The 25,861-nt window shown below is 71.8% G+C and carries 25 protein-coding genes and 1 riboswitch; of the genes, 14 read left to right on the top strand and 11 right to left on the bottom strand.

Annotated elements, in window-relative coordinates:
* Nucleotides 1–66 precede the first annotated feature (66 nt).
* Nucleotides 67–1,131 (top strand): anthranilate phosphoribosyltransferase, encoded by a 1,065-nt coding sequence (trpD, locus tag ACZ5WE_RS02110; protein ID WP_467690456.1) that lies wholly within the window; start codon nt 67–69, stop codon nt 1,129–1,131.
* A 74-nt stretch (nt 1,132–1,205) separates the two neighbouring features.
* A riboswitch (SAM riboswitch) is annotated at nt 1,206–1,322 on the top strand.
* Nucleotides 1,323–1,501: 179 nt separating this feature from the next.
* Complete coding sequence (locus ACZ5WE_RS02105) at nt 1,502–2,902, top strand: aminotransferase class V-fold PLP-dependent enzyme (protein ID WP_467690454.1); 1,401 nt, start codon at nt 1,502–1,504, stop codon at nt 2,900–2,902.
* Here ACZ5WE_RS02105 and ACZ5WE_RS02100 read toward each other — a convergent pair.
* From ACZ5WE_RS02100 to ACZ5WE_RS02070, 7 genes are all read right to left on the bottom strand, one after another.
* Nucleotides 2,854–4,062 carry a glycerate kinase family protein gene (locus tag ACZ5WE_RS02100; RefSeq protein ID WP_467690452.1) on the bottom strand — a complete coding sequence of 403 codons (1,209 nt, stop codon included), beginning with the start codon at nt 4,060–4,062 and terminating at the stop codon, nt 2,854–2,856. The two genes, ACZ5WE_RS02105 and ACZ5WE_RS02100, sit on opposite strands and share 49 nt — an antisense overlap.
* 22 nt (nt 4,063–4,084) lie before the next feature.
* On the bottom strand, nt 4,085–5,497 hold the full coding sequence (locus ACZ5WE_RS02095) for an SLC13 family permease (RefSeq protein ID WP_467690451.1): 1,413 nt from the start codon (nt 5,495–5,497) through the stop codon (nt 4,085–4,087).
* A gap of 75 nt (nt 5,498–5,572) precedes the next feature.
* A complete protein-coding gene (locus ACZ5WE_RS02090) occupies nt 5,573–6,238 on the bottom strand; it encodes a response regulator transcription factor (protein ID WP_467690449.1) in 666 nt (221 codons plus the stop codon).
* Nucleotides 6,235–7,746 carry a sensor histidine kinase gene (locus tag ACZ5WE_RS02085; protein WP_469157273.1) on the bottom strand — a complete coding sequence of 504 codons (1,512 nt, stop codon included), beginning with the start codon at nt 7,744–7,746 and terminating at the stop codon, nt 6,235–6,237. Before ACZ5WE_RS02085 ends, ACZ5WE_RS02090 begins: the two co-directional genes overlap by 4 nt.
* The gene (locus ACZ5WE_RS02080) at nt 7,667–7,999 is read right to left on the bottom strand and encodes a small secreted hydrophilic protein (RefSeq protein ID WP_467690447.1); all 333 of its coding nucleotides are present in this window, start codon (nt 7,997–7,999) and stop codon (nt 7,667–7,669) included. The genes ACZ5WE_RS02085 and ACZ5WE_RS02080 overlap by 80 nt, the downstream gene beginning before the upstream one ends.
* Nucleotides 8,000–8,085: 86 nt before the next feature.
* Nucleotides 8,086–8,367 (bottom strand): Lrp/AsnC ligand binding domain-containing protein, encoded by a 282-nt coding sequence (locus tag ACZ5WE_RS02075; RefSeq protein WP_160504590.1) that lies wholly within the window; start codon nt 8,365–8,367, stop codon nt 8,086–8,088.
* Nucleotides 8,364–9,095 carry a rhomboid family intramembrane serine protease gene (locus ACZ5WE_RS02070; RefSeq protein WP_467690445.1) on the bottom strand — a complete coding sequence of 244 codons (732 nt, stop codon included), beginning with the start codon at nt 9,093–9,095 and terminating at the stop codon, nt 8,364–8,366. The genes ACZ5WE_RS02075 and ACZ5WE_RS02070 overlap by 4 nt, the downstream gene beginning before the upstream one ends.
* A gap of 139 nt (nt 9,096–9,234) precedes the next feature.
* On the opposite strand from ACZ5WE_RS02070, the gene ACZ5WE_RS02065 reads away from it, so the two are divergent.
* From ACZ5WE_RS02065 to ACZ5WE_RS02045, 5 genes are all read left to right on the top strand, one after another.
* Nucleotides 9,235–9,474, top strand: a complete 240-nt coding sequence (locus ACZ5WE_RS02065) for a hypothetical protein (protein WP_363208279.1) — start codon at nt 9,235–9,237, stop codon at nt 9,472–9,474.
* 34 nt (nt 9,475–9,508) lie between these two features.
* Complete coding sequence (locus ACZ5WE_RS02060; RefSeq protein ID WP_467690443.1) at nt 9,509–10,858, top strand: NYN domain-containing protein; 1,350 nt, start codon at nt 9,509–9,511, stop codon at nt 10,856–10,858.
* Between the two features lie 293 nt (nt 10,859–11,151).
* Complete coding sequence (locus ACZ5WE_RS02055; protein ID WP_467690441.1) at nt 11,152–12,183, top strand: C40 family peptidase; 1,032 nt, start codon at nt 11,152–11,154, stop codon at nt 12,181–12,183.
* Between the two features lie 230 nt (nt 12,184–12,413).
* Complete coding sequence (locus ACZ5WE_RS02050; protein WP_467690439.1) at nt 12,414–13,439, top strand: C40 family peptidase; 1,026 nt, start codon at nt 12,414–12,416, stop codon at nt 13,437–13,439.
* 74 nt (nt 13,440–13,513) lie between these two features.
* On the top strand, nt 13,514–14,674 hold the full coding sequence (locus ACZ5WE_RS02045) for a hypothetical protein (protein ID WP_467690905.1): 1,161 nt from the start codon (nt 13,514–13,516) through the stop codon (nt 14,672–14,674).
* On the opposite strand, the gene ACZ5WE_RS02040 is transcribed toward ACZ5WE_RS02045, so the two are convergent.
* Nucleotides 14,631–15,899: a glycosyltransferase 87 family protein gene (locus ACZ5WE_RS02040; protein ID WP_467690437.1), complete on the bottom strand. Its 1,269-nt coding sequence runs from the start codon at nt 15,897–15,899 to the stop codon at nt 14,631–14,633. The genes ACZ5WE_RS02045 and ACZ5WE_RS02040 overlap by 44 nt on opposite strands.
* Before the next feature lie 114 nt (nt 15,900–16,013).
* Between ACZ5WE_RS02040 and ACZ5WE_RS02035 the strand changes: the two genes are divergently transcribed.
* Entirely contained in the window at nt 16,014–17,156 is a 1,143-nt protein-coding gene (locus ACZ5WE_RS02035) for a glycosyltransferase family 4 protein (RefSeq protein WP_467690435.1), read from the top strand.
* A gap of 211 nt (nt 17,157–17,367) precedes the next feature.
* On the opposite strand, the gene ACZ5WE_RS02030 is transcribed toward ACZ5WE_RS02035, so the two are convergent.
* Complete coding sequence (locus tag ACZ5WE_RS02030) at nt 17,368–19,164, bottom strand: AMP-dependent synthetase/ligase (protein ID WP_467690433.1); 1,797 nt, start codon at nt 19,162–19,164, stop codon at nt 17,368–17,370.
* A gap of 329 nt (nt 19,165–19,493) precedes the next feature.
* On the opposite strand from ACZ5WE_RS02030, the gene ACZ5WE_RS02025 reads away from it, so the two are divergent.
* The 6 genes from ACZ5WE_RS02025 to ACZ5WE_RS02000 all read left to right on the top strand — a co-directional run bounded on the left by ACZ5WE_RS02025 (nt 19,494) and on the right by ACZ5WE_RS02000 (nt 24,357).
* The gene (locus ACZ5WE_RS02025; protein WP_467690904.1) at nt 19,494–20,243 is read left to right on the top strand and encodes a metallophosphoesterase family protein; all 750 of its coding nucleotides are present in this window, start codon (nt 19,494–19,496) and stop codon (nt 20,241–20,243) included.
* A 90-nt stretch (nt 20,244–20,333) separates the two neighbouring features.
* Nucleotides 20,334–20,777: an SRPBCC family protein gene (locus ACZ5WE_RS02020; RefSeq protein ID WP_467690432.1), complete on the top strand. Its 444-nt coding sequence runs from the start codon at nt 20,334–20,336 to the stop codon at nt 20,775–20,777.
* 47 nt (nt 20,778–20,824) lie between these two features.
* Entirely contained in the window at nt 20,825–21,955 is a 1,131-nt protein-coding gene (locus ACZ5WE_RS02015) for an ArsA family ATPase (RefSeq protein WP_467690431.1), read from the top strand.
* A 72-nt stretch (nt 21,956–22,027) separates the two neighbouring features.
* A complete protein-coding gene (locus ACZ5WE_RS02010; protein WP_467690429.1) occupies nt 22,028–22,498 on the top strand; it encodes a DUF5304 domain-containing protein in 471 nt (156 codons plus the stop codon).
* 54 nt (nt 22,499–22,552) lie between these two features.
* Nucleotides 22,553–23,494, top strand: coding sequence for an ROK family glucokinase (locus ACZ5WE_RS02005; RefSeq protein ID WP_467690428.1), 942 nt, complete (start codon nt 22,553–22,555; stop codon nt 23,492–23,494).
* A gap of 98 nt (nt 23,495–23,592) precedes the next feature.
* A complete protein-coding gene (locus ACZ5WE_RS02000; RefSeq protein ID WP_467690426.1) occupies nt 23,593–24,357 on the top strand; it encodes an endonuclease/exonuclease/phosphatase family protein in 765 nt (254 codons plus the stop codon).
* On the opposite strand, the gene ACZ5WE_RS01995 is transcribed toward ACZ5WE_RS02000, so the two are convergent.
* Nucleotides 24,354–25,076, bottom strand: coding sequence for a hypothetical protein (locus tag ACZ5WE_RS01995; RefSeq protein ID WP_467690424.1), 723 nt, complete (start codon nt 25,074–25,076; stop codon nt 24,354–24,356). The two genes, ACZ5WE_RS02000 and ACZ5WE_RS01995, sit on opposite strands and share 4 nt — an antisense overlap.
* Nucleotides 24,988–25,767, bottom strand: coding sequence for an alpha/beta hydrolase (locus tag ACZ5WE_RS01990; protein ID WP_467690422.1), 780 nt, complete (start codon nt 25,765–25,767; stop codon nt 24,988–24,990). Before ACZ5WE_RS01990 ends, ACZ5WE_RS01995 begins: the two co-directional genes overlap by 89 nt.
* Nucleotides 25,768–25,861: the final 94 nt, after the last annotated feature.

The raw sequence follows: 25,861 nt of genomic DNA, 5'->3' as shown, positions 1-25,861 counted from the left end.
CTTTGCCGTCCCCGGAGCTGGATAAGGTGTTCCTGTCCCATGCCTAGACGAACCCAGGAGCGGCATATGAGCGCTGTGACCCCCGCAGGAGGCAACACCGCGGCGGCCCGTTCCTGGCCGGGTGTGCTGAACGGACTGCTCGAGGGACGTGACCAGAGCACCGAGGACACGGCCTGGGCCATGGACCGGATCATGCGCGGCGAGGCGACCGACGCGCAGATCGCGGGCTTCGTGGTCGCGCTGCGGGCCAAGGGCGAGACCGTGGACGAGATCTCCGGCCTCGTCCGCACGATGTACGAGCACGCCAACGTGATCGAGGTGCCGGGGCAGACCGTCGACATCGTCGGCACCGGCGGTGACGGCGCCAAGACCGTCAACATCTCCACGATGTCCGCGATCGTGGCCGCGGGCGCGGGCGCGAAGGTCGTCAAGCACGGCAACCGCGCGGCCTCCAGCGCCTCGGGCGCCTCGGACGTCCTGGAGAAGCTCGGCGTGAACCTGGAGCTGCCGCTGAATCGGGTCGTCGAGGTGGCCGAGGAAGCCGGGATCACCTTCTGTTTCGCCGTGAAGTTCCACCCGGCGCTGCGGCACGCCGGCGGGGCGCGCAGCCAGCTGGGCATCCGGACCGTCTTCAACGCCCTCGGGCCGCTCACCAACCCGGCCAAGGTGCGGGCCCAGGCGGTCGGGGTCGCCGACCCGCGGATGGCGTCGATCGTGGCCGGGGTCTTCGCCGAGCGCGGGAACTCCTCCCTCGTCTTCCGCGGCGACGACGGCCTCGACGAGCTGACGACCACCTCGACCTCCCGGGTCTGGGTCGTGCGCGACGGCGCCGTGCGCGAGGAGGCCTTCGACCCCCGGGACGTCGGCATCGACCTCGTCCCCGTGGAGGCGCTGCGGGGCGCTGACGCCTCGTACAACGCCGAGGTGGCGCTGCGCCTCCTCGACGGTGAGAAGGGACCGGTCCGGGACGCCGTACTGCTGAACACGGCGGCCGCCCTGGTGGCGCTGTCGCCGGGCGAGGGGACCCTCGTGGAGCAGATCGGCGCAGGGATCGCGAAGGCGGCGCAGGCCATCGACTCCGGAGCCGCGAAGAAGGCCCTGGAGCTGTGGGTGGCGGCCAGCAACAGGTGAGTGTGGTGCCCACCGCGGTCCGGATGCCGGACTGCGGTGGGCACCGAGAAGATCGTGTGGCAAGATGCTGCGCAGGTCATGAGTGACAGCGATTAGGCCCCGGCTCGCTGTCCGGCAACCCTCCGTCCGTGGCGGGGTGCCCCGGGTGAAGACCAGGCCGTGGACAGCAAGGTCCATGGCAAGCGCGGACCCCTGGACATCGGTGAATGTCCGCCCCTGGGGTCCTGGTCCTCAAGGGAGCAGTCTCGTGAGCAAGCGAATGCGATAGGGCTTCCCGGCCCCTTTTCCGCACCCCCTTTTTCTTTCGTCACTGCAGCGCCGTTCGAGCGCGCTCGCAGTGAACTCGCCTGCCTTCCCACGGGAGTTCGCCATGTCCGCACGCTCTGTCGCCACCACCACCGACGTCGCCTCCGCCGAGTCCGCCGACCCCTGCTGTGCCGCGCCGCTGCCCGTCCTCGGCCGTGACGTCACCGTGCCGCTCGTCACCGGCGGCGAGGTGACCTACGCGGCGCTGGACTACGCGGCGAGCGCCCCTGCGCTGCAGCGAGTGTGGGACGACGTGTCCGCGTACGCGCCGTACTACGGCAGCGTGCACCGCGGTGCCGGGTACCTCTCGCAGCTCTCCACCGACCTCTTCGAGAACAGCCGGGTCGCCGTCGCCGAGTTCCTCGACTGCCGCGAGGACGACCAGGTCGTCTTCACGCGCTCGACCACCGACTCGCTCAACCTCCTTGCCGCGGCCCTCCCGGTCGACTGCCAGGTCTTCGTCTTCGAGACCGAGCACCACGCCTCGCTGCTGCCCTGGCGCGACGCCCGCGTGACCTACCTGAACGCCCCGCGCACCGCCGATCAGGCCGTCGCCACCCTGGAGCGCGCCCTCGCCGACCGCGACCCCTACGGGCCCGCCCTGGTCTGCGTCACCGGTGCCTCGAACGTCACCGGTGAGCTGTGGCCGGTCAAGGAACTCGCCGCCGCCGCCCACGCGCACGGCGCCCGCATCGTCCTGGACGCCGCTCAGCTCGCGCCCCACCACCCCGTCTCCATCAGCGAGCTCGACGTCGACTGGGTCGCCTTCTCCGGCCACAAGCTGTACGCGCCCTTCGGCTCCGGCGTCCTCGCGGGTCGCTCCGACTGGCTGCGGGACGCCGAGCCCTACCTCGCGGGCGGCGGCGCCTCGCGCAAGGTCGCGCGGCGTACGGACGGCGGCGTGGACGTGGAGTGGCACGACACCGCCGCGCGCCACGAGGCCGGGTCGCCGAACGTCATCGGCGTGTACTCGATCGCCTCCGCCTGCAAGGCGCTGACGGAGGCCGGCTTCGACGAGCTCGTCGCCCGTGAGCGCCACCTCATCGCCAAGGTGCGCGAGGGCCTCGCCGAGGTGCCCGCGGTGAAGGTGCTCTCGCTCTTCGGCGACGACGCGCCGCGCGTCGGCGTCATCTCCTTCGTCGTCGACGGCTGGAACAGCTCACACTTCGCCGCCGCGCTCTCCGCCGAGTACGGCATCGGCGTACGCGACGGCCTGTTCTGCGCCCACCCGCTGGTGCGCACCCTGCTCGGCAGCGACCCGCAGACGCAGGGCGAGTGCGGCGCCCCCGAGGCGGCGCCCGGCGAGAAGTCCCTGAACGCCATCCGCGTCAGCTTCGGCGCGGGCACCCCCGACGAGCACGTGGAGCGTTTCGTGCGCGCCGTCAAGGAACTGGTGGCGGACGGCGCGCGCTGGAACTACCGCACGGAGGACGGGCGTTGCGTGCCCGACACCAACGCCGCCTGAGCCCTGGGTCGTCCCTTGAGGCGTGAGCCCAGGACGATCATCCGCAGGGCCCGCTCGGTCGCGTCGGTGAGGAACTCGCCGCCCCGGCCGAGCGCCTCGGTGAGTGAGACCGGCGCGGGCAGGATCGCGCTGTAGGCGTCCACACCGACCGCCCGTACGTGGTGTGCGCCCTGGCCGATCGTGCCCGCGAGGACCAGGACGGGCCGGCCGAACCGCTTCGCGCGCCGCGCCACTTCGGCGGGGACCTTGCCGCGCGGCGTCTGGTGGTCCAGGGCGCCCTCGGCGGTGACGACGAGGTCGGCGCGGGCCAGGCGCGCGTCCAGGTCCAGATGGTCGAGCAGGACGTCGAAGCGGGGCAGGAGCTGGGCGCCGAGGGCCGCGAGACCGGCTCCCAGGCCGCCGGAGGCGCCTGTTCCGGGGCCGAGGGCGAGGTCCGTCGTGACGTGCAGGTCGCGGGTCAGGACGTGTGCCCAGTGCTCCAGGGCCGCCGCCAGCTGTTCGACCTGCGTGGGGGTCGCGCCCTTCTGCGGGCCGAAGACCCGGGCGACGCCGCGCTCGCCGGTCAGGACGTTGAAGGGGTTGCAGGCGACGCGGATCTCGGTGTCCTTCAGGCGGGGGTCGAGGCCCGAGGGGTCGATGCGGCTCAGCCGGATCAACTCCCGTCCGCCGTGCGGAAGTTCCCAGCCGTCCGCATCCAGGAGCCGGGCGCCGAGGGCCTTCAGGGCCCCCGCGCCGCCGTCCGAGGTGCCGGAGTCGCCGCAGCCCACCAGGATGCGGCGGGCACCCGCGTCGAGCGCGGCGCTGATCAGCTCGCCGACGCCGTACGTCGTCGTGGCCCCCGGGTCGCGCAGATCGCGGGGGACGAGCGAGAGCCCGGCCACGGCTGCCATCTCCACGACCGCCGTGCCGTCCGGGAGGAGCGCGAAGTGGGTGCCGAGCCGTTGGCCGACGGGACCGGTGGCGGGCAGCGCGACCAGGCGGCCGCCACCCGTGCCGGCCAGGGCGCGAGCCGTGCCCTCGCCGCCGTCCACCAGGGGGATCAGATCGGTCTCGGCGTGCGGGACGACACGGCGTACTCCTTCGGCGATGGCCTCGGCCGCGGACTGCGCGGACAGGGACTCCTTGAAGCCGCTGGGGGCGATGGCGAAACGGGTCAGCATGAGGTCTCCAGTACGGGCGGGATCAGCGGACGGGTACGCCGAGCAGCGGCCAGAGCGCCACGGCGAAGAGCAGGACGAGGGCGGCGGTCAGCGGTGCCAGGACCGCGGAGAGGCGCAGCAGGTCGCGCGGGGTGTAGGTGGGGGTGCCGGGGATGTCGGCGAAGAGCGTGACGGGCTTCGCGGAGGCGGGCAGTGTGTGGCAGAAGCCGGCGGCCGCCGTGGAGGCCAGGGCGGCGGCGACCGGGTTGACGCCCGCGCCGACGGCCGCCGCGACGACCAGCGGGACCAGGACGGACGAGCGGGCCGAGCGGGACTGCAGGACCAGGTGCGCGGCCGTGCTGACCGCCACGACGAGGGCGAGGAAGAGCCAGGGCGACACGTCGAGCGGGACCCCGCCGACCAGCCACTTCGCCGCCCCCGACTCGGCCAGTGCCACGCCCATCGCCATCGTCGCCGCCATGAAGAGCAGCAGCGACCACGGCACCGTCTTCAGCGCGTCCTTCAGGCGTACGGTGCCGAGGGCGGGGGACGAGGCCACGACCGCGCCGATCAACGCGACCACGGCGGGCGGCACTTGGTGCAGCGGCTCGCTGCACCACAGTGCGACGACCGTGGCGAGCAGGAGGGCACAGCGGGTCTCGGCGGGCTCCCAGGGCCCGGAGACCGGCTGCTCGCTGTGCTCCTGGAGCTGCTCGACGGTGATGTGGACCGGGCCCTTGCGATCGGACCGCCGGGTCGTCGTCAACAGGACGGCCTCCGCCGCCAGATGGGACGAGGCGATGGCGAGCGGCAGGCCGAGCAGCAGCCACTGCGTGAAGCCGATCCGCTCCCCGGTGGCCTCCCAGAGCACGGACACCGTGATCAGATGCGCGCCGGCGCCGATCAGGGTCGCGACCGCGGAGAGCAGGATCACGGTCGGGAACAGCAGCGCGAGCATCACCACCAGGCGCCTGCGGTCGGCGAGGACCTTGGCGAGTGCGAGGAAGACCGGCAGCGCGAGCGCGGCGCGGCCGGACGTCGCCGGCACCGCGAAGGCCGTCACGACCAGGGCCGCCGTCGTCAGATGCGTCAACTGCCGTACGGTGCGTGCCCCGCTGACGAGAAAGGCCGCGGCCCGGCCCGCGAGACCGCTGCGGGCCACCGCGGCCGCCAGCACGAACGCGCAGATCAGCAGCCAGACCGTCTCGTCACCGAGGGTGCCGAAGAGTGTGTCGCTGCTGATCACCCCGGTCGCGGTGAGCGCGAGCCCGGCGCCCAGCGCGATGTACGTGTCGTCGATCGGCGTACCGATCCACGCGCAGGTCGCCAGGGCGAACACGGCGAGGGTGACCCGCGCGTCGCCGCTCAGGCCGGGGAAGTTTCCGGGCACCACCAGCAGCGCGCACAGGCTCAGCGCTGTGCAGAGGGTGATCGCTTGGCGGGGATTCAGGGTCACGCGTCGAGCCTCGGGCCCGGCCGTGAGCCCTCAATGAGCCGTGGATGAAAGGAATTTCACCCGCCGGCCCGCATGTCACCCCGGAAGGCGGTACCCCATCCCGCGCACCGTCTCCACCCGCTGGGCACCCAGCTTCTTGCGCAGCGCCCGTACGTACACGTCCACGATGTTGGAGCCGGGGTCGAAGTCGTATCCCCACACGTGCGACAGGATCTGCTCCCGCGAGAGCACCTGCCCCGGGTGGCGCAGGAACAGTTCGAGCAGCACGAACTCACGTGCCGTCAGGTCCACGGTCCGCTCGCCCGAACGCGCTCTGCGCGTGCGCAGATCCAGCGTCAGATCACCACCGCGCAGCACCGTCACCTCCGGGGCTCCCGCCGCCGTACGCAGCCTCAGGCGCACCCGCGCGAGCAGCTCCTCGAAGCGGAACGGCTTGGTCATCCAGTCGTCGGCTCCGCCCTCCAGGCCCGCCACGGTGTCCCGCACCGAGTCGCGCGCGGTCAGCACGATGACCGGTGTGGTCACGCGGGCCTCGCGCAGCTGCCGCAGGACCGTGAAGCCGTCCTTGCCGGGCAGGCCGATGTCCAGGACGACCAGGTCGAAGCCGCCGGTCAGGGCGTAGTCGTAGGCCGCTTCCCCGTCGCCGACGACGCTGGTGGTGAAGCCGTTGGCGCGCAGGCCCTTCTCGACGAAGGAGGCGATGCGGTCCTCGTCCTCGACGATGAGAATGCGGTTGTTCATGGCTGTCCTGCTTCCTGTTCTCGCAGGTCGAGTACGAAGGTGGCGCCGCCGCCTCGCGTGGGCCGCAGGTCGACCCGGCCGCCGTGCCCCTCGGCGATGGCCCGCACGATGGCGAGGCCGAGCCCGGCGCCGGTGGCGCGTGAGCCGCGGCGCGCGGTGCCGCGGCGGAACCGCTCGAAGATCACCGAGGCGTCCTGGGCCTGGACGCCGGGCCCGCTGTCGGCGACGTACAGCTCGATCCGGCCCGCCGAGCTGCGCGAGCCGATGCCGATGCGCTGGCCGGGGACGGTGTGCTGGACGGCGTTCTGGGCGAGCTGCACCATCGCCTGGGTGATGCGCTGCGGGTCCAGGGCGGCCTCGCCTTCGGCCACTTCGGCCAGCTTCCAGTCCCGTTCGCCGAGTGCCCGTGCCTTGACGAAGACGTCCGCGGTCAGCTCGGCGAGCTGTACGGGCTCGGGGGTGACGAAGTCGGGGCGCTCGGTCTTGGCGAGGAGCAGGAGGTCCTCGACGATGCGGCTCATCCGGTCGAGCTCCTCCATGACGATCCGCGTCGTCTCCTCGCGCTCGCCCGGGTCGTCGCCCATCAGCTCCAGATGGCCGCGGACGATGGTGATGGGCGTACGCAGCTCGTGGCCGGCGTCGTCGACGAACTCGCGCTGAGCGGCGAAGGCCCGCTCCAGGCGGTCGAGCATGCCGTTGAACGTCTCGGCCAGGGCCGCGATGTCGTCCCTGCCCTGCACCGGGATGCGCTGGGTCAGATCCTGCTCGGTGAGCTGCGCGGCGGTCGTGCGCACCAGGCGTACGGGCTTGAGGATGCGCCCCGCGACGGCCCAGCCGATGCCGGTCGTCATCAGGAGCGCGACCCCGGAGATGGCGAGCAGCATCGTGAACACGTCGCCCGCCTTGGCCTGTTCGCCCGCCGGATGGAAGGCGACGACGAACGCCGCAGCCGGGTGGCCGGCGCTCGGCGCGATCTCCACCTTCGCCCAGCGCACCTCGCCCCGCTCACGCTGCAGCGTGCCGGTCGCGTCGGGGGACTCGAAGACCGTTCGCAGCGCCGCGCTGTCCTCGGCTAGCGGATGGCCGATCCGCGGCTCGCGTGACTGCTCCTTCTTCGCGGGCGCCCTGCCGGGGCGGCCGACCAGACCAAGGAGCTCCTCGTCGGGGTCGGCGTACTGCCGGGAGAGGAAGAGCCGCAGGAGGGGATCGGGAGCTGCGAACTTCTCGCCCGTCTGCGGGTCGACCCCTTCGCGGGCGAGGTTGGTGAACTCCGCGGTCTCCTGGGCGAGCAGCCGGTCGATGCGGTGGTCGACGTCGCGCAGCAGGACGGAGCGGGTGGTGGCCGCGACCGCGGTGAGTGCGACGGCCATCACCACGAGCAGCCAGAGCAGGATCCGGACACGGGCGGATATCCTGCGGTGCGGGCGCTCAGCCGTCGTCACCGGGGCCGTCGTCGTCGTTGTCGCCCTGGCCGCCGCTTCCTTCGTTGCCGTCGTCGTCGTTGTCATCGCCCGAGGAATTCTCGCTCACCGGTGGTGGGGAGACCGTCTCGTCGCTCGGCGTCGGCCGGGGAGTGGTGGGCTTGGAGGAGGGCGAGGACGGCGAGGGCGGCGACGAGGACGGCGAGCCGCTCTCCAGCTCCACCTTGGGCGGGGCCTTGGGCGGCTCGGGGCTGTCGGTCAGGGCGTAGCTGGTCGCGGCGATGCCGAGGGGGATCGCCACGACGGCGGCCAAGGCGGCCATGCGGTGGGTGAAGACCATGGGTGCGAGCGTGCGGGGTGTACCCGGGCAGGAGCATGAGCCGCAGATGAGGAAACCTTCATCCGAGGCCCGGGGGCGAGGCGAGCCTAGGAGTCGAGGCCGATCGCGAACGCCGCTTCGAGGTCGTGCTGCGAGTACGTACGGAACGCGACGTGCGTGTCCGTCGCCTCCACGCCCGGAATCTTGCTGATCTTGCCGGGGATGACGTCGGCCAGGTCGTCGTGGCGCGCGACGCGCACCATGGCGATGAGGTCGTACGTGCCGGTCACGGAGAAGACCTCGCTGACGCAGTCGAGGGCGGCGATCGACTCGGCGATCTCCGGGATCCGGTCCACGCTGGTCTTGATGAGCACGATCGCGGTGATCACGGCTGACTGTCTCCCTCGGTAGCCGGTACTGGCTTATTCACTCTAGCTGTCCACCTACAGAGCCCCCACGCGTAGATGAAGCCCAGGGAGAACCCGACCAGGTGCGCCAGATACGCCACTCCGGGCCCCGCCACGCCCTGCCACGCCGCGAGCCACTGCAGCACCACCCAGAACGGCAGCACCACCCACGCCGGAAAGCGCAGCGGCAGGAAGAAGAGGAACGGAAAGAGGCTGGTGACCCGCGCCTTGGGGAAGAGTCGGAGAAAGGCGCCGAGCACCGCGGAGATCGCCCCCGACGCGCCCACCAGGGTCTGGTGGGAGCCCGCGTGCGCGACCGCGTAGGCGAACAGGGCGAGATAGCCGCAGCCGAGATAGAAGAGCGCGAACTGGAGGTGTCCCATCCGTTGCTCGGCCATCGCCCCGAAAACGAAGAGGAACAGCATGTTGCCGATCAGATGCAGCCAGCTGCCGTGCACGAACAACGCGGTGGCCGGGGCGAGCAGGGGCCGCATCGCCCCGCTGAACAGCTGCGAGGGGATCACGCCCCAGCGCTCGAAGTAGGCCTGCTGGGCGGCGATCAGCTCATCGCCGATGCCGTACGCGGGATTGAGCCCGGACACCGGCGAGATCAGGAAGACCAGACAGCAGACGGCGATCAGGCCGTACGTCACCGGGGCGGACTCCTCTTTGAGCATCCGGCCCACCGTCGTACCCCATGTCTTGATCATGGGACAGAGCATGACGTAAGTGCAGTAAACCGTACAGACCGCCCCGCCGCGTGGGAGGCCGCCGCATGGAGACCCTTACAGGCCTTAGGGTTACGGGCACCACGCACCATGGAATTCCGAAGGAAAGCGAACAGCCACGATGACGGTTCCTCTGCCGACCGACACCACCAGGTGGCGCTGCCAGCTCTGCGGCAACCTCACGCGGTTCGACGTGACCCGCAGTTCGAAGGTCGTCGAATACGTGCACCTCGACCTGGCCGGTGAGTCGAACATCGAGGAACGCGAGGTGGTCAGTGAGACCATCGAGTCGGTGCGCTGCCGTTGGTGCAACGCGGTGGACCAGGTGGAACTCGTGGACAGGCCGGGCGCCGGCTCCTGAGGGAGCGGGCCCCGCACAGCTAGTGGGGTGACGGATGGTGGAGAGCGCAAGCGGGGAGCCGGACGACGGCACCGCTGAGGTGCTCGACCGTCCGCTGCCCGACGGAGTGCGCCGACGGGTCGTCCAGATCGTCTCGGACGGCTTCGGCGGCCTCACGGTCGGCGAACTGCCCGCACAGCTGCGGCAGTACGCCCGCTTCACGCCGACCCGGCGCACGAAGTTCGCGGGCAACGCGATGGCGGCCGCCCTGGAGGGCGACGCGCTCTTCCGCCAGCGCATCGGCGAACGTCTCAGAGAGACGCAGCCCGAGCTCACCGGCGCCCTGGACGCGGGCTCACCGCCCCCGGCCGCGGACCCCCTCGATGTGGCGGCCGCGGCCTATGTGCTGCGTCCCACCGGCTGGGTGAAGCTGGTGACCGCCGCGGGCGAGGAGGCCCAGCGGGCGGACGCCGAGCGCGTGGACGACGAGACGCGTGCCGAGCTCGAACGGCTGCGCGAGGAACTTTCCGCGGCCCGCGGCCATACGAAGGCCGAGACCGAACGGCTGCGCGCGGAGCTCGAGTCGGCGAAGAAGGAAGCCGAATCGATGCATCGCAAGCTGCGCGGCGCCCTCAGCGACGTCAAGCGCGGCGAGGCGGCCCTGCGCAAGGCCGCCGCGGAGCACGACGCGGCACGGGCCGACGGCCAGGCGCAACTGTCCGCCGCCGAGAGCGAGACCCGGCGGCTCAAGGCACGGCTCAGCGAGACCGAGGCCGCCCTGGAGGCCAGCCGCAGGGCGGCGCGCGAGGGCCGCAGCGTCGAGGACATGCGGGTGCGGCTGCTGCTCGACACGGTCCTTGAGTCGGCGCAGGGGCTGCGCCGCGAACTGGCCCTGCCGCCCGTCTCCGTAAGGCCCGCCGAGACAGTGGACGCCGTCGAGCCCGGGCGGATGACGCCCAAGGACATCGCCGCCCGCGCCCTCTCCGAGAACGACCCGGCGATCCTGGACCAGCTGCTCGCGCTGCCGCAGGCCCACATGGTCGTGGACGGCTACAACGTCACCAAGACCGGCTATCCCACGATGCCCCTGGAGAAACAGCGGCTGCGGCTGCTCGGCTCGCTCTCGCAGCTCGCCGCACAGACCGGCGCCGAGATGACCTGTGTCTTCGACGGCGCCGAACTCGCCGCGCCCGTGCTGCTCGCGCCGCCGCGGGGTGTGCGGGTGCTGTTCTCCAAGCCGGGCGTCACCGCGGACGAACTGATCCGCCAACTGGTGCGCGCCGAGCCTCCCGGGCGCCCCGTGGTCGTCGTGTCGACCGACCGCGAGGTGGCCGACGGGATCGCGAAGGCGGGGGCGCGGCCCGTCGCTTCGGCCGTCCTCCTGAAGCGGCTCTCGCGAAGCTGACGTACGCCGCATTCGCGGGGCTAAGGGGTATGGAGTAACTCCTGTTCCCTATGCCCGAATTGGGATGCCGCCGGCGCGACGCAGTGTCAATTGATCATTACCGCCTGTGCGTTATCGGTAAAATATGCGTCCCGCAGTCCACTTTTTGTCGGTCAGGATTTGAACTGATCACAAGAAGGTCACTAGGGTCTCGCCTCGAACCTCCGCTCGGTTGATCACCCATCCGGGGTGACAGCGGTGGTACCCGCCGACCGGGTCTCGGTAGGCGGCTGGAGGAAGAAGGAGCCGCCTTCGTGGCGTCCCACCGTCGACCCAAGCAGCCGAGCCGCGCGCGCGTGACCGTGCTCACCGCCACCGCCGCCGCTGCCGTCGCACTCACCTCCCAGGCGGCCAACGCGACGCCGAGCGAGAAGCCGAGCAAGGACGAGGTCAAGTCCAAGGTCGACAAGCTCTACGAGGACGCGGGCCGGGCCACCGACCGTTACAACGGCGCCAAGGAGAAGCAGGAGAAGCTCGAGAAGGAGATCGGCGAGCTTCAGGACAAGGTCGCCCGCGGCCAGGAGGACCTCAACGACCTGCGCGGCGGCCTCGGTTCGATGGCCAGCGCGCAGTACCGCTCCGGCGGCATCGACCCCTCCGTCCAGCTCTTCCTCTCCGCCGACCCGGACGACTACCTCGACAAGGCGTCCACCATGGACCAGTTGAGCGGTCAGCAGGTCGAGGCGCTCAAGAAGGTCCAGGAGAAGCAGCGGGCCCTCGCGCAGGAGCGCAAGGAGGCTTCCGACAAGCTCAAGGACCTCGCGGACACGCGCAAGGAACTGGGCAAGAAGAAGAAGGAAGTCCAGGGCAAGCTCGGCGAGGCCCAGAAGCTGCTCAACACCCTCACCGCCAAGGAGAAGCAGGAGCTCGCCGCCAAGGAGACGCGCGCGAGCCGCGACGCCGGCGACCGCGTGGACCTCGGCAAGGAGGTCCCGGCATCGCAGCGCGGCCAGGCCGCCCTGAGCGCCGCGGCGACGCAGATCGGCAAGCCCTACGTCTCCGGTGGCAGCGGACCCAACTCCTACGACTGCTCCGGCCTCACGCAGTGGGCGTACAACCAGGCCGGTGTGCAGATCACCCGGACCACGTACACCCAGCAGAACGACGGCACGAAGATCGGCCGTGGCGAGCTCAAGCCCGGCGACCTGGTGTTCTTCAACAGCCTGGCGCACGTCGGCTTCTACGCGGGCAACGGCCAGGTGCTGCACGCCCCGAAGCCGGGCGCCGTCGTGCGCTACGAGTCGATGTCCACGATCGGCTCCTTCCAGTTCGGCGTCCGCATCTGAAACGACCGGCATGCCGTCCGAACGGGCGAATTCCGGCAACTCCAGCTGACCCCGCGCCCCGTCGGTGACCTGCGTCTCCGGCGGGGCGTCACGTTGTGTACACGGCCGGGTCTTTGGCCGTGACGTGATCCCACGGCTACTGTCGCGCGCATCCCCCGACGGATCGGGGGGACTTTCCCCCGGTTCGTCCTTCGTCCGGGGGTCCGTCAGCGAAGGGAGAGCGGCTTCCCGTGGGGTCCCATCGTCGTCTCGCGCCGTCCGGCCTGGACCGGAGCACGCGCGTAACCGTCCTGTCAGCCGCCGCGGCAACCGCCGCGGCCGCCTTCGCCGCACCGGCGGGCGCCGCGCCGCAGGACACTCCGGCCACCACCAAGGCCAAGGTGGACCGCCTCTTCGAGCAGGCCGAGAAGGCCACCGAGGCGTACAACAAGGCCGACGAGCGCGCGGACACACTGCGCGAGCAGGTCGAGCGGGCCAAGGACAGCGTCGCCCGCGGCCAGGAGCGCATCAACACCATGCGCGGCGCGCTCGGTTCGCTCGCCGGGGCGCAGTACCGCTCGGGCGGCATCGATCCCTCCCTCGCCCTGATGCTCTCCTCCGACCCGGACGGCTATCTGGACAAGGCGGCGGCGCTCGACCGCATCAGCGCCCGGCAGGCCGGTGAGCTGACCGATCTGCAGAGGGCCCAGCGCAGCCTCGCCCAGGAGCGCACGGAGGCCGGGCGCAAGCTCTCCGAGCTGGAGAAGAGCCGCACCGCTGTGGCCCGCCACAAGCGAAGCGTCGAGCACAAGCTCGCCAAGGCGCGTCAACTGCTCAACTCGCTGCCCTCGCAGGACCGGGACGAGTTTGACAGGGCCTCGCGCTCGGGCCGCGAGGAGATGCCGGACCTCGGGAGCGCCGGGCCGTCCTCGTCGCGGGCCGCCGCAGCGATGGCGGCGGCCAGGTCGGCCGTCGGCAAGCCCTACGTGTGGGGCGCCAACGGCCCCTCCGGGTTCGACTGCTCGGGCCTCACGCAGTGGTCGTACGCCCAGGCGGGAGTCGGTCTGCCGCGCACCTCGCAGGCCCAGCGGTACGCGGGGCGCCAGGTGCCGCTCGCCCAGGCGAAGCCCGGTGACCTCGTCGCCTATCGCGACGACGCCAGCCACATCGGGATGTACATGGGCAACGGCCAGGTCGTGCACGCGCCCTATCCCGGCGCCCCCGTGCGCTACGACCCGGTGGGCATGATGCCGGTGTCATCGGTGACGCGGATCTGACCGGCGGTCCGCGGCCCGCTGCCCTTACGATCTGAAACGTGGCTGGTCGCGGGCGTGGGTCGTGGGTCCTTGGGATGTGTGTCGCCCTGCTCGTCGGGTGCGGCGGTCCCTCGGCGCCCGATGCCGCGCCCGGTGACGTGCGCAGGCTGCTCGACCGGCGCGCTGAGGCGCTGCTCGACCGGGACGCGAAGGCCTACCGCGCGACGGGCCGCGATGCCGGGGCCGCCGAGGCCTACGACCACCTCCGCGAGGTCCCGCTCCAGTCCTGGCAGTACCGCCTGACCGCCTTCGAGCGCAGCGGCACGCGGGCCACGGCGACCGCCGACCTCCGGTACCGGATCAAGGGCTACGACAGCGAACCGCTCACCACCTCGCGCGCGCTCACGCTCCAGGAGCGCGACGGACGGTGGTACGTCACCGCTGAACGGCCCGCGAAGAAGGCCACGCAGCAACTCTGGGACCAGGGGCCCGTGACGTCCGTACGGGGCGCTCACAGCCTCGTGCTCGGCGTCGGGCGCGGCGAGCGGGACGAGTCGACGCTGCGCGAGTACGCGCACCTCGCCGACCGCGCGGTTCCCCTGGTGGGGGACGCCTGGCGGGGGAAGTGGCCCGGGCGGGTCGTCGTCATGGTGCCCAAGTCCCTGGACGGCATGGCCGGGCTGCTCGGGGCGCCCGCTTCCGGGTATCAGGGGATCGCGGCGGTGACCACAGGGGAGACGGGCGGCTCCGGGGCGGCGCCCGCCGACCGGATCATCGTCAACCCCGAGGCGTACGGCGTGCTCGGCGACTTCGGCAAGCAGGTCGTGCTCACCCATGAGACGACCCATGTCGCGACCCGCGCGGAGACCTCCCAGGCGACCCCGTTGTGGCTCTCCGAAGGATTCGCCGACTGGGTGGGCTACCGCGGCACGGGCCGCACCGCCGCGCAGGCCGCCCCCGAACTGCGCCGCGCCGTCCAGCGCGATGAACTGCCCGGCACGCTCCCCGAGGACGACGACTTCGGCTTCAGCGGGGACGTGGGGAGGCTCGCCCAGGCGTACGAGGGGTCGTGGCTGGCCTGCCGGATGATCGCGGACCAGTGGGGCGAGGAACCGCTGACGCGCTTCTACGAAGAGGTCGGCACGCACAAGAAGAAGCCGGGCGCGGTCCAGGACGCGCTGCGGGACGTCCTGGACATCACTCCGCAGGAGTTCACGGCGCGGTGGCGTACGTATCTGCGTGCGGAGCTCGGCTGACCTCTCCGGACGCCGAAGCGCGCTCACGGGCCCGCGGTTCGGACACCGTCTGCCGCCACAGGTTCCGGCAGGCGAGCAGCGCCGCCGCGACGAGCAGGCCGTTGCGCACGAGGAGCAGGGCGATGCCCAGCGGGTCGCTCGCCACCACGTGCGAGAACCAGATGGGGAACTCCAGGAACGTGACGAACGTGGCCGCGAGCACCAGGCGCGCGGGCGGCGCCATGCGGCTGCCGCGGAACGCCATGCACACGGCGGCGGCCCCGACCAGCCACAGGAGGTACTGCGGGCTGATCACCCGGCTCGTCGCCGTGAACAGCAGCACGGCGGCGAAGGCCGCGTCCGCGACCGTGCTCGCCGACCAGACGCGCGCGCGAATCCGCCACACCAGGAGCCAGCAGAAGGCCGCCACGGAGAGCCCCTGCGCCAGGGTGCTGACGAGCGTGACGTAGGGGCCGAGGAACTCCACCGAGCCGTAGTTGAGCTGCACGTCGCCCTGCCAGCCGAGGTGGCGCGCGACGTGGAAGACGAGCGCGCCGAGCGACTCGACCTCGGTGCCGCGGTCGCGCTGGAAGGTCAGGAAGGCGAGTGCGCCGGGCATCGTCACCAGGAAGGCGAGTGTCAGGCCGACGGCGGTGACGACCGCCGCGCCCCAGGAACTCCGGGTGGCACGCGCGCGTGGCATGCCGATGAGCAGTAGGGCGGGCCACACCTTGAGCAGGGCGCCGAACCCCGCGAGCGCCCCCATCGTGCGGGGGTGCCGGGCCCCGGCGAGCAGCGCGGCGACCGCGACGGCCGTCACCATCACGTCGTAGCGGGCGTACACGGTCGGCCCGAGCAGCGCCACTCCCACGACCCAGACCCAGGCCCCCCGGAGGGACTTGCCGGGGCGCCGGCCCGCGTACAGGAGCAGCCCGCAGACGAGCGCGTCGGCGAGGAGGGCGAGCACGAAGAACGCCGACGTGTAGTCCATGAAGGGCAGCAGGGCGGGGGAGAGGACCGCGAGGGCGGCGGCGGGCGGGTACTGCCAGGTGACGTCGTCGAGGGGGAAGGTGCCGGTGCGCAGGACCTCGTACCAGCCCTGGTAGATGACGGCGACGTCACTGGTCACGTCGGGGCCGGGGGCGGTGAGCACCTTGAGGACGCAGAGCAGCAGCACGGTCCTGGTCAGGACCCAGACGGTCAGGATCCGCACCACGCGCACCACGCCCCTTTTCGGATACTTCATTGTGGTTCGGGGGTCAATGATGCCGGGCGGGGCCGGGGCTGGGCCAAGAGGCGGGGCCGTCCGGGAGGCGAGGCCGTCCCACGCCCTCCGCGGCTTTCGGTACTGTCGGCGACGATGCACAAGACCCTGATCGTCACGAACGACTTCCCGCCCAGGCCCGGTGGCATCCAGGCGTTCCTGCACAACATGGCGCTGCGCCTGGACCCCGAACAGCTCGTCGTCTACGCCTCCACGTGGAAGCGGGGCCGTGAGGGCGCCGAGGCCACGGCCGCCTTCGACGCGGAGCAACCCTTCAAGGTCGTACGCGACCCCACGACGATGCTGCTTCCGACCCCGCGCGTCACGCGGCGCGCGGTCTCGCTCCTGCGGGAGCACGGCTGCGAGTCGGTGTGGTTCGGGGCCGCGGCGCCGCTGGGGCTCATGTCACCGGCGCTGCGCAAGGCGGGCGCGCGGCGCCTTGTCGCCACGACACACGGACACGAGGCGGGGTGGGCGCAGCTGCCCGCCTCACGCCAACTGCTGCGCCGCATCGGCGACTCGACGGACACGGTCACCTATCTGGGTGAGTACACGCGCTCGCGCATCGCCGCGGCGCTTTCGCCTGCGGCGGCCGGACGGATGGTCCAACTACCGCCCGGCGTCGACGAGAAGACCTTCCACCCGGGCTCGGGCGGGGACGCGGTGCGGGCCCGGCTCGGCCTGACGGACCGGCCGGTCGTGGTGTGCGTCTCGCGTCTTGTGCCGCGCAAGGGGCAGGACACGCTGATCCTCGCCATGCCGCGGATCCTGGCGGCGGAGCCGGAGGCCGTGCTGCTCGTCGTGGGCGGCGGGCCCTACGAGAAGGAGCTGCGGAAGCTGGCCGGCGAGACCCGGGTCTCGGACTCCGTGCGGTTCACCGGGGCGGTGCCGTGGGAGGAACTGCCCGCGCACTACGGCGCGGGTGACGTCTTCGCGATGCCGTGCAGGACCCGGCGGGGCGGCCTTGACGTGGAGGGCCTCGGGATCGTGTACCTGGAGGCTTCGGCCACGGGGCTCGCCGTGGTGGCCGGTGACTCCGGCGGGGCGCCGGACGCGGTGCTCGACGGGGAGACGGGCTGGGTCGTCCGGGGCGGCTCCCCGGAGGCGGCCGCCGACCGGATCATCCCCCTGCTCGGCGATGCGGAGCTGCGGGCGCGGATGGGGGAGCGGGGCCGGGAGTGGGTGGAGGAGCGGTGGCGCTGGGATCTCCTGGCGGAGAGGCTGAGGGAGCTGCTCTGAGCGCCTGCTGGGTTGCCGCCGGGGGTGGCTGGGCGACTGGGCTGGCCGCGCAGTTCCCCGCGCCCCTGAACGGGGCTGCGCCCGCCAGGAGCGCGAGGCGCACGGGGGTTGTGCCCCTTAAGGGGCGCGGGGAACTGCGCGAGCAACCAGCCACGACCGGAGGTCGCGAGAAAGCAGCGCCCCCCACGGCGAGTGGGCGCCCCCGCCAACGCTACCCGCGGTAAATCGCCTCGATCTCGTCCGCGTAGTCCTTGGCGACCACGTTCCGCTTCAGCTTCAGCGACGGAGTCAGGTGCCCCGACTCCTCCGTGAACTGGGAGGACAGAACGCGGAACTTGCGCACCGACTCCGCCTTGGAGACCGCCGCGTTGCCGTCGTCCACCGCGGTCTGGATCGCGGCGAGAAGGTCCGGGTCCTCCCGGAGCGACGCCGCCGTGGAGTCCGCGGGCTTCCCGTGGTCCAAGGCCCAGCGGCCGATGAACTCGTCGTCCACCGTGACCAGCGCCCCCACGAAGGGCCGCCCGTCGCCCACGACCATGCACTCCGCGACCAGCGCGTGCGCGCGGATGCGGTCCTCGATCACCGCGGGAGCGACGTTCTTGCCGCCCGCCGTCACGATGATCTCCTTCTTGCGGCCGGTGATCCGGAGGTACCCGTCCTCGTCGAGGGTGCCGATGTCACCGGTGTGGAACCAGCCGTCGGCCAGCGCCTCTTCGGTCGCGCCCTCGTTGTTCCAGTACTCCGTGAACAGGTGCTCGCCGTGCAGCAGCACCTCGCCGTCGTCGGCGATCCGGACGACCGATCCCGGCAGCGGCTGGCCGACCGTGCCGATCTTCTGGCGGTCCCACGGGTTGAAGGCGGTGGCCGCGCACGACTCCGTCAGGCCGTAGCCCTCCAGGACCGTGAAGCCGATGCCGCGGAAGAAGTGGCCCAGGCGCTCGCCGAGCGGTGCGCCGCCCGAGATCGCGTACTCGCCGCGCCCGCCGAGGACGGCCCGCAGCTTGCTGTAGACCAGCTTGTCGAACGTCTTGTACTTGATCTTCAGCCCGAGCGAAGGGCCGCTCGGGGTGTCGAGCGCGCGGCTGTACGCGATCGCCGTGTCCGCGGCCTTGTCGAAGATCTTGCCCTTGCCGTCGGCCTGGGCCTTGGCGCGCGCCGAGTTGTAGACCTTCTCGAAGACGCGCGGAACGCCCAGGATCATCGTCGGCCGGAACGACGCGAGCTCGTCCGTGAGGTTCTTGACGTCGGGCGCGTGGCCCAGCTTGATCGGCGCCATCAGGGCGGCGACCTCGACCAGGCGGCCGAAGACGTGGGCGACGGGCAGGAAGAGGAGCACCGAGCACTCGCCGGTGCGGAAGAGGGGCTTGAGGCGTTCCACCACGTTGCCGCACTCCGCGAAGAAGCTGCGGTGGGTGAGCACGCAGCCCTTGGGGCGGCCCGTGGTGCCCGAGGTGTAGACGATGGTGGCCGGGTCGTCGGCGCCCGCGACGGCGCCGCGCTCGTCGACGGTCTCCTCGGAGACGTCGGCGCCCGCGCGGTTCAGCTCGTCGACGCCGCCGCGGTCGATCTGCCAGATGTTGACCAGGTCGGGCAGGCGGTCGCGCACGGAGTCGACGGCGGCGCTGTGCGCGTCCAGCTCGACGATGATGGCGACGGTGCCGGAGTCGCCCAGGATCCACTGGATCTGCTCGGCCGAGCTGGTCTCGTACACCGGCACGGTGACCGCGCCCGCGCTCCAGATCGCGAAGTCCAGGAGCGTCCACTCGTAGCGGGTGCGGGACATCAGGGCGACGCGGTCACCGGGGCGCACCCCGGAGGCGATGAGCCCCTTGGCGGCGGCGCGCACCTCGGCGAGGAAGGTCTTGGCGTCGACGTCCTGCCAGCTGCCGTTCACCTTGCGGCCGATGACGGCGACATCCGGATGCTGCGCGGCATTTCTGCGGACGATGTCGGTCAGATTGCCGTCCGCAGGGACCTCGTACAGGGCCGGAAGGCTGAACTCGCGCAAGACTGCTGCTCCTACATAGGGCGCCGGCGCCACGACGTTGTGCGATGCGACGGTGCGGTCCAAGATCGGGCAGGTGCTCCGTGGAAATGGGGGGAAAGGCGGCTGGAGCACTACTGGACTGCCCGGACGTTACCCATGGGTATGGCTTGTTCGGTAGGGGGTCCGGGCCAGATGTTCGGTGCGTCACACGTCGTTGTGGTCTGAACCGCACAGTACGCCACGCCATTCCCGACTCGGAAGTAACCGCAGGTCCGCCCCCTTCTCCATGCCTCTACCCACGTTTGCCCGCTCGTTCTAGGGTGATCGGCATGTCAGGTTTCCGGGTCAACGTGGTCAGTGACGTGCACGGCAACACGGAGGACCTCGCCCGCGCGGGCGAGGGAGCCGATGCCCTCGTCTGTCTCGGTGACCTGGTCCTCTTCCTCGACTACGCCGACCACTCGCGCGGCATCTTCCCCGACCTCTTCGGCAAGGAGAACGCCGACCGCCTCGTCGAGCTGCGCACCGCCCGCCGCTTCGACGAGGCCAGGGAACTGGGCGCGCGGCTGTGGGCGGGCATGGACCGCGGGCCCGCCATCGAGAGCGCGGTGCGCAAGCAGTACGCCGAGATGTTCGCCGCCTTCCCCACACCGACGTACGCCACCTACGGCAATGTCGACATGCCGACCCTCTGGCCCGAGTACGCGGGCCCTGGCACCACCGTCCTCGACGGCGGGCGGGCCGAGATCGGCGGCCGGGTCTTCGGTTTCGTCGGCGGCGGCCTTCGCACGCCCATGCGAACGCCGTATGAGATCAGCGACGAGGAGTACGCGGCCAAGATCGAGGCCGTCGGCGAGGTCGACGTGCTCTGCACGCACATCCCGCCGGACGTGCCCGAGCTCCTGTACGACACCGTCGCGCGCCGCTTCGAGCGGGGCAGCCGCGCACTGCTCGCGGCCATTCACAGGACCCGCCCGCGGTACGCCCTTTTCGGCCACGTCCACCAGCCCCTGACCCGGCGGATGCGGATCGGGGCGACCGAGTGTGTGAACGTGGGGCACTTCGCGAGCTCGGGCAGGCCGTGGGCCCTGGAGTGGTGACAGGGGGCCACTTCGTGCGCGGTAGCCTTCACGCGTCACACACGTACACACCACCCCCCGTACCGGACCGCATCTGGAGGAGCCACAGCGATGGCGGAACACACCAGCTCGAGCATCACGATCGAGGCGGCACCGGCCGAGGTGATGGGGGTGATCGCCGACTTCGCGCGCTACCCGGACTGGACGGGTGAGGTGAAGGAGGCGGAGGTGCTCGACACCGACGACCAGGGCCGCGCCAAGCAGGTCCGCCTCGTCATGGACGCGGGCGCGATCAAGGACGACCAGACGCTCGGGTACACGTGGACCGGCGAGAACGAGGTCAGCTGGACCCTCGTCAAGTCGCAGATGCTGCGCTCGCTCGACGGGTCGTACCTCCTGAAGCCCGCGGGCGCGGGCACGGAGGTCACGTACAGGCTGACCGTCGACGTCAAGATCCCCATGCTCGGAATGATCAAGCGCAAGGCGGAGAAGGTCATCACCGACCGGGCGCTGGCGGGCCTGAAGAAGCGGGTGGAGTCGGGCCCCAAGGCCTGACACCGCGGGGCAGTCAGCCCCCGCCGGCTCCCGTAACGTTCACCCTTATGCGCACCCTCCTCGTCACCGGCCCCGGCGGCTCCGGCCGAACCACAGTCGCCGCGGCCACCGCGCTGTCCGCCGCCCGCGAGGGCGGTAGGACCCTCCTGATCACCGCCGACCGGGTCGACACCGGCGAAGTGCAGGGCCTCACCGTCCAGCGGCTCGCCCCCGGCGACGAGTTCCGGGACGACCTCCTGGCCCTGCAGAATCGTGCCGCCTCCGCGCTCGACCTGCTCGGCGCCGGACGCCTCGAAGGCGAGGAGCTCACCCCCCTGCCCGGCAGCGACGAGCTGGCCCTGCTGCGTGCCCTGCGCGACGCCGGACAGGCCGCGTACGACACCGTGGTCGTGGACCTGCCCCCGATGCCCCGCGCCCTCGCGGTCCTCGCGCTGCCCGAGCAGCTGCGCCGCTACCTCCGCAGGCTCCTTCCGCCCGAGCGGCAGGCGGCCCGGGCCCTGCGGCCCATGCTCGGCCGCATCGCGGGCGTCCCGATGCCCGCCGCCTGGCTGTACGAGACCGCGGCCCGCTGGGACACCGAACTCGCCGCCGCGCAGGCCGTGATCGAGGACCCGGGCACGACGGTCCGCCTGGTCGCCGAGCCGGGACCCGCGGGCGCCGACGCCGTGCGCGCTGCCGCCACCGGCCTCGCCCTGCAGGGACTGCGCACCGACGCCCTGCACGCCAACCGCGTCCTGCCCGATGACACCGCCGACACCTGGTTCGCCGCACTCATCGCCCAGCAGCGCAAGACCCTGAGCGAGTGGGAAGGGACGTACGGCGAGCGCCTCACCCCGCTCCCGCACCTGGGGCGCGACCCCCGCGGCGCCGACGACCTGACCGCCCTCGGCGTGCCCGCTCCCGCCCCGGCCCCTCAGGCCGTGCGGTGGCCCGTCGTCGACTCCCTCGCCGACGAGGGCGTACTGGTCTGGCGCATTCCGCTCCCCGGCGCCGTACGCGAAGGGCTCGGTCTGATCCGGCGCGGGGACGAAATCGTCGTCACCGCGGGTCCCTTCCGTCGCATGGTGACCCTGCCCTCCGCCCTGCGCCGCTGCTCGGTCGCGGGGGCCGGGCTGCGCGAGGGCGAGCTGCGGGTGCGGTTCGCGCCCGACCCCGATCTGTGGCCGCAGACACGGTGAACGGGCTACCGCCGTTCGGGTAACGTCGAGAGTACGAATTCATAGACCGCTCTCCGCAGGAGTCTGTCCGTCATGAGCGATGCCACCGAGCACGAAGTGCCCGAACCCGAAGCGGCCAGCGCCGACGCCGACGCGTGGGAGCAGGCGTGCGCCGAGGACCTCGCCGCGGAGAAGGCCCGGCGCCGTGCCCAGTACGGGACGCCGCCCGGATCGGCGGGCGAGGAGCTGCGCAAGCTCGTCGACGCCGTATCGGAGAAGCTGTCCGGGCTCCAGACGCCGCTGCTCGGCGCGGTCGCGCAGGGCGCCGTCGAGCAGACCGTGCGGCAGGTCGTCCAGCAGGCGAAGGCCGCCGTCGAACCGGTCATCGAGCGCAACCCCGACGTCTTCGACCACCTCGCCGCCGCCGGCGGTGAACTGCTCGCCGCCTACCGCTCCGCGGTCGAGGGCCAGGAGGGCCGCTGGACCCGCGGGAGCGACGCGGCGAAGGGCCCAGACCCGCGTGACGAGGGCCCCGGTCCCGCTGAACACATCGACCTGGACTGACTACCCCTCGGGTACGGTTGCCCATAGCGGGGCTCGACCGAAACTGAGGGACACATGGGACTCACCATCGGCGTCGATATCGGCGGCACGAAGATCGCGGCCGGAGTGGTCGACGAAGAGGGCACCATTCTCGACACCCACAAGGTGCCCACGCCGCCGACCGCCGAAGGCATCGTGGACGCGATCTGTGCCGCCGTGTCCGGGGCCGGCAAGGGGAACGACGTGGAGGCCGTCGGCATCGGTGCCGCCGGTTACGTGGACGACAAGCGCGCCACCGTTCTCTTCGCACCGAACATCGACTGGCGCCACGAGCCGCTCAAGGACAAGGTCGAGCAGCGGGTCGGACTGCCGGTCGTCGTCGAGAACGACGCGAACGCCGCGGCCTGGGGCGAGTACCGCTTCGGCGCGGGCGCGGGCCACGAGGACGTCATCGTCATCACGCTGGGCACGGGCCTCGGCGGCGGCATCATCATCGGCAACAAGCTGCGGCGCGGACGCTTCGGCGTGGCCGCCGAGTTCGGCCACATCCGGGTCGTGCCGGACGGGCTGCTGTGCGGCTGCGGGAGCCAGGGCTGCTGGGAGCAGTACGCGTCCGGGCGTGCCCTCGTCCGGTACGGACGCCAGCGGGCCAACGCCACCCCGGAGGCCGCGGAGCTGCTCCTCGGACTGGGCAACGGCACGGTCGAGGGCATCGAGGGCAAGCACATCAGCGAGGCGGCCCGGCAGGGCGACCCCGTCGCCGTCGACTCCTACCGCGAGCTGGCCCGCTGGGTCGGCGCGGGCCTGGCCGACCTGGCCTCGCTCTTCGACCCCTCCGCGTTCATCGTGGGCGGCGGCCTCTCCGACGAGGGCGAGCTGGTGCTCGACCCGATCCGCAAGTCGTTCCGCCGATGGCTCATCGGCGGGCAGTGGCGACCGCACGCGCAGGTGCTCGCCGCGCAGCTGGGCAACAAGGCGGGGCTCGTGGGCGCCGCCGACCTGGCACGCCAGGGCTAGTCCCCGCTGATCCCGCCTGTCGTACGAGGCCCGCTGTCCCCCGCCGGGGGCGGCGGGCCTCGTCGTGACGGCACCCCGCAGCGCGTATCTTGATCCCCATGGTGACGCTGCCCAACTCCCGGACCGACGACGACGGTTCAGCCGTGGTCCGGGTGCTCAGTTACAACATCCGGTCCATGCGGGACGACACCGACGCGCTGGCCAGGGTCATCGCCGCCTGCGCGCCCGACCTCGTACTGGTCCAGGAGGCGCCCCGCTTCTTCCGGTGGCGCAAGAAGCTGGCGCGGCTCGCCCGCGCCGCCGACCTGGTGGTGCTCTCGGGCGGCGCCACCGCGTCCGGGCCCGCGCTGCTCTGCTCGCTGCGGGCCACCGTCGAGCGGACCGAGGACGTGCTGCTCCCGCTGACGCCGGGACTGCACCGGCGCGGCTTCGCCACCGCCGTCGTGCGGTTCGGCGGCGCCCGGCTCGGCGTGCTGAGCTGCCATCTGAGCCTGCAGACCGACGAGCGGTACGAGCAGGGCGGGATGCTGCTCGACCGTCTTGCCGGGATGGGCGTGGAGCACGCCGTCGCGGGCGGTGACCTCAACGACAGGCCCAAGGGGCGTACGTTCCGCAGGCTCGCCTCGGAGCTGCGGGACTGCTGGGAGATTGCTCCCTGGGGCGGCGAGAACACCTCGACGCCGGGCGATCCGCATCAGCGCATCGACGCGATCTTCGCCACTGCGGGGGTCGAAGTCCTCGGCTGCGGCGTGCCGTTGGAGCTCGACGGGGTGAGCGAGGCGGACCTGCGGGCGGCCACCGACCACCTGCCGGTGCTCGCCGCCCTCAGGATTCCCGCCGCCAGGAAGACGGCGAGCGCCTAGACGACCGCCCCGCGGCCCGGCTCGTCGCCCTCCTCGTCGTCGTCGCCCTTCATCCGCGACACCAGGGTGCCGAAGCCGCCGAGGAAGCCGCCGATGCTGAGCGTCGCGAGCCACCACGTCATCTGCCAGCCGAGCAGCACGGTGAGCAGAAGCAGCAGCGGGCCGCCGAGCACCGCGAGCCAGGCGAACTTCGCCGTGACGTCCGCGGCGGGCAGCGGCGGCGGCTCCGGCGGGACGAAGTGGCCCTCGTCGTCCGCGCCGAGGTCGTCGTCCGATGCCTCGGGGGCGTCGTAGTCACGCGGGCCGGCGCCGATGCCGGGGGCGAAGGAGACGGAGCCGCCCAGCGTCTTCTTGGACCCGGAGTCGTCCGGGTCCTCGGGGGCCGTCAGGTTCTTCGCGCTCTCGTCGCCCGGCCCGGGCGTCCCGTTCGTCTCCGGTTCGAGCAGCGCCAGGTCCTCGATGGACTTGAACGGCTTGGCGCCCGGCGGGTCCGCGGGCTCCTGGCCGTACCCCGCGACGATCGCCTGCCAGGCCGCGTCCTCGTCGAGCGGCAGGCCCTGGCCCTCGGCGGGCTCCTGACGCTTCTCGGGCTCGCGGCTCTCGTCGCCGTCGGGTTCGATTCGGTCCTGCTCAGCCACCGGTGGCCGTCCCTTCCTTACCGACACTGGGGGCGAGCCGGCCGATGAACGCGTAGCTCTCCTCGAAGATCCGGTCCGCATCGTGGTCCAACGTCGCGACGTGGTAGCTCTGTTCCAGGATGGTCTCGGTGACGTCCGTGGACGACACCCGGCTGAGGATCCTGGCCGAGTCGGCCGGGGGCACCACATGGTCCTGCGGGCTGTGCAGCAGCAGCAACGGCTGCGTCACCTGGGGCAGTTCATGATCGAGCCGCTGGAAGAACCGGCGCAACGAGTGGGCGGCGTGCAGCGGCACCCGGCTGTACGCGAGTTCCTCCGAGCCCTCCAGGGCGATGTCGCTGGAGATGCCCGGCGTCGTGGGCACCAGATGCCGGGCGAACGGCAGAGCGTGCGCGGCCAGGCCGTGCACCTTGTTCGCCGGGTTCACCAGGACGAGGCCGCGCACCTCGTCGCCGTGCTTCGAGGCGAGCCGCAGCGCCAGCGCGCCACCCATGGACAGGCCGAAGACGAAGACCTCCGTGCACCGCTCGAGGAGCCCGCGCAGCTCGCGCTCCACCTCCGCGTACCAGTCCTGCCAGCCGGTGACCTGGAGGTCCTCCCAGCGCGTGCCGTGCCCGGGCAGCAGCGGGAGCGAGACGGTCAGGCCGCGATCCGCGAGGTACTCCGCCCAGGGGCGCAGGGACTGCGGGGTTCCGGTGAAGCCGTGACAGAGGAGGACGCCGACCTCGCCGCCCTCGTGGCGGTACGGCTCGGCTCCGGGGAGGACCGGCACTTCGGTCTCCTTCGTGAGATGTGGCTGCGGGGTGGGAGTACTTCACCGTACGCGACCGGACTGACACCGACCAGGGTCGTCGGGCCCTTTGGGC

The sequence above is a fragment of the Streptomyces sp. NPDC033180 genome, from assembly GCF_055577645.1.
This window is presented reverse-complemented; position numbering and strand designations above follow the sequence as displayed.

Coding starts and splice junctions, on each gene's coding strand:
- trpD (WP_467690456.1), top strand. CDS start 67: ATGAGCGCTGTGACCCCCGCAGGAGGCAACACCGCGGCGGCCCGTTCC.
- ACZ5WE_RS02105 (WP_467690454.1), top strand. CDS start 1,502: ATGTCCGCACGCTCTGTCGCCACCACCACCGACGTCGCCTCCGCCGAG.
- ACZ5WE_RS02100 (WP_467690452.1), bottom strand. CDS start 4,062: ATGCTGACCCGTTTCGCCATCGCCCCCAGCGGCTTCAAGGAGTCCCTG.
- ACZ5WE_RS02090 (WP_467690449.1), bottom strand. CDS start 6,238: ATGAACAACCGCATTCTCATCGTCGAGGACGAGGACCGCATCGCCTCC.
- ACZ5WE_RS02085 (WP_469157273.1), bottom strand. CDS start 7,746: ATGACAACGACGACGACGGCAACGAAGGAAGCGGCGGCCAGGGCGACA.
- ACZ5WE_RS02080 (WP_467690447.1), bottom strand. CDS start 7,999: ATGGTCTTCACCCACCGCATGGCCGCCTTGGCCGCCGTCGTGGCGATC.
- ACZ5WE_RS02070 (WP_467690445.1), bottom strand. CDS start 9,095: ATGATCAAGACATGGGGTACGACGGTGGGCCGGATGCTCAAAGAGGAG.
- ACZ5WE_RS02065 (WP_363208279.1), top strand. CDS start 9,235: ATGACGGTTCCTCTGCCGACCGACACCACCAGGTGGCGCTGCCAGCTC.
- ACZ5WE_RS02060 (WP_467690443.1), top strand. CDS start 9,509: ATGGTGGAGAGCGCAAGCGGGGAGCCGGACGACGGCACCGCTGAGGTG.
- ACZ5WE_RS02045 (WP_467690905.1), top strand. CDS start 13,514: ATGTGTGTCGCCCTGCTCGTCGGGTGCGGCGGTCCCTCGGCGCCCGAT.
- ACZ5WE_RS02040 (WP_467690437.1), bottom strand. CDS start 15,899: ATGAAGTATCCGAAAAGGGGCGTGGTGCGCGTGGTGCGGATCCTGACC.
- ACZ5WE_RS02035 (WP_467690435.1), top strand. CDS start 16,014: ATGCACAAGACCCTGATCGTCACGAACGACTTCCCGCCCAGGCCCGGT.
- ACZ5WE_RS02020 (WP_467690432.1), top strand. CDS start 20,334: ATGGCGGAACACACCAGCTCGAGCATCACGATCGAGGCGGCACCGGCC.
- ACZ5WE_RS02015 (WP_467690431.1), top strand. CDS start 20,825: ATGCGCACCCTCCTCGTCACCGGCCCCGGCGGCTCCGGCCGAACCACA.
- ACZ5WE_RS02010 (WP_467690429.1), top strand. CDS start 22,028: ATGAGCGATGCCACCGAGCACGAAGTGCCCGAACCCGAAGCGGCCAGC.
- ACZ5WE_RS02005 (WP_467690428.1), top strand. CDS start 22,553: ATGGGACTCACCATCGGCGTCGATATCGGCGGCACGAAGATCGCGGCC.
- ACZ5WE_RS02000 (WP_467690426.1), top strand. CDS start 23,593: ATGGTGACGCTGCCCAACTCCCGGACCGACGACGACGGTTCAGCCGTG.
- ACZ5WE_RS01995 (WP_467690424.1), bottom strand. CDS start 25,076: ATGCGGACCGGATCTTCGAGGAGAGCTACGCGTTCATCGGCCGGCTCG.